The 1,724-nt window shown below is 63.7% G+C and carries 4 protein-coding genes; 3 read left to right on the forward strand and 1 reads right to left on the reverse strand.

Annotation, left to right across the window (positions count from 1 at the left end; genetic code table 11):
- Positions 1-222 precede the first annotated feature (222 nt).
- Genes AC2VON_RS24685 through AC2VON_RS24695 form a run of 3 tightly spaced genes read left to right on the forward strand, consistent with a single transcriptional unit; the run spans position 223 to position 994 of the window.
- Positions 223-486, forward strand: a complete 264-nt coding sequence (locus tag AC2VON_RS24685; RefSeq protein WP_486955193.1) for a BrnT family toxin — start codon at positions 223-225, stop codon at positions 484-486.
- The gene (gene brnA / locus AC2VON_RS24690) at positions 476-709 is read left to right on the forward strand and encodes a type II toxin-antitoxin system BrnA family antitoxin (RefSeq protein ID WP_486955194.1); all 234 of its coding nucleotides are present in this window, start codon (positions 476-478) and stop codon (positions 707-709) included. The genes AC2VON_RS24685 and brnA overlap by 11 nt, the downstream gene beginning before the upstream one ends.
- 21 nt (positions 710-730) lie before the next feature.
- Positions 731-994: a hypothetical protein gene (locus AC2VON_RS24695; protein ID WP_486955195.1), complete on the forward strand. Its 264-nt coding sequence runs from the start codon at positions 731-733 to the stop codon at positions 992-994.
- A gap of 19 nt (positions 995-1,013) precedes the next feature.
- On the opposite strand, the gene AC2VON_RS24700 is transcribed toward AC2VON_RS24695, so the two are convergent.
- Positions 1,014-1,724, reverse strand: a 711-nt coding sequence (locus AC2VON_RS24700) for an alkyl sulfatase dimerization domain-containing protein (protein ID WP_486955196.1), incomplete at its 5' end; no start/stop codon positions are given.

Here is a 1,724-nt window from a genome sequence, read left to right on the forward strand (position 1 = left end):
TGGCCCGGCCCATGCCCGAGGCGCCGCCGATGACGATCACCTTCTTGCCGTTGATCTCCATACGAACCTCCTTGTCGGGGACATCGAAAGCAAGCTATCGCGTGCGGGCGAACCGCTGCGGGGCGGGGCGCCAACAATCCGGTGGAGCCGCACGAGTGCCGCAGCGGCGGCCGGGTTCGTCCGTGGCCCTTTAAATGAGTAATTACGGTATGATTTCTATACATGCTTGAGTTTGAGTTTGATCCCGCCAAGAGCGCGGCAAACCTGGCCAAGCACGGCATCGACTTCACTGCGGCGCAGTCCATTTGGCGGGATACGCACCGCATCGAAGTTCCGGCACGCACGACGGATGAGCCGAGGTGGGTGGTGATCGGTCAGATTGACGGCCGATGCTGGTCAGCAGTAGTGACCTACCGGGACGAACATGTCCGGATCATCTCGGTACGTCGCTCACGGGAGAGCGAGGTGGCGATCTATGAAGGCTAAAGAGTTCGACGAGCGGTTCGACACCGGCGAGGACATGGCCGCCGCTCTGGATACCGCACGGGCGCGGAGGCCCGACGAGGAACACCGGCGCGTCAACGTCGACTTTCCGGCATGGATGGTCGCCGAGCTTGATCGCGAAGCCGCCCGGCTCGGAGTCACCCGCCAGTCACTCATCAAGGTCTGGATCGCCGAAAGACTCGACGACGACCACACCGCGGCCTGACCGAATCCCAAGATTTCTGGAGTGTCCCAGCCCGAGATCCAGCGTCAGGTACGTCAGCAGCGTGCCGACATTGACTCACTCTACGAGTTGGTCGAGCGTATCGACCAGAAAGTGGATGCGCTGGACGTAAAGCTCGACCGCGGATTCGATGAGGTCAGTGGCCAGCTCTCCGAGGTTCTACGTCAGCTCGGCGTGATAGCCGATACTCCGGCTCCCATGTGTCACGCAGGGATCCGTGATCGCGACGTAGCCCCCGGCCCGCCGCGGTGGGCGTCGTGCCGTTAGCCCGCCACGCTGCCATGAATCACGGTGTGACGATGTTGAAGGTGGGGTCGGGTGGTTCAAGGATGTCGAGCAGTCGCTGCAGTGCGCTGCGGTCACCGATTATCTGCACCCCCGGCGATTCGACATCCCCCAGCACGACACCGGTTAACCGTGTCTTATCGGCCAGCGTCACGGTCACGTCGGCGGAGGATTCGTCGGCAGGCACCCTGCGGCGCACCAGCACCCCGTTGCGCAGTGTCAGCCGATAGTTGGTGTCTATGTCGGCGAATGAAACGTCCAGAGCCAGGTCGAGATCCCAGGCGCGCGGCCCGTTCACGCTGATAGCAAGGCTGTCGAAGATCTGTTCCGCGGTGAGCTGGGACAGCAGCGACGGCGACATGACCCGTCCGGCGGTGGTGCCGAACACACCGCCGCGCAGGTCGGCCGCACCGGACAGGAAGAAGTTGCGCCAGGTGGCGTTCTCTGCGCCGTAGGCCAGCTGCTCCAACGTGTCGGCGTACAACACGCGGGCATCCGCGTGGGTGTCGTCGACGAAAACCGCGTGATCGAGCAGTGTTGCGGCCCAGCGGAAATCGCCGCCGTCGAAGGCCTGCCGAGCGAGTTCAACGACCCGGTCCAGACCGCCGAGCGCTTCGACGTAGCGGGTGGCCAGCTGTTGTGGCGGATGCGGCCACAGCCGCGCCGGATTGCCGTCGAACCAGCCCATGTAACGCTGGTAGATCGCCTTGAC

This window comes from Mycobacterium sp. TH-M82 (genome assembly GCF_057473605.1).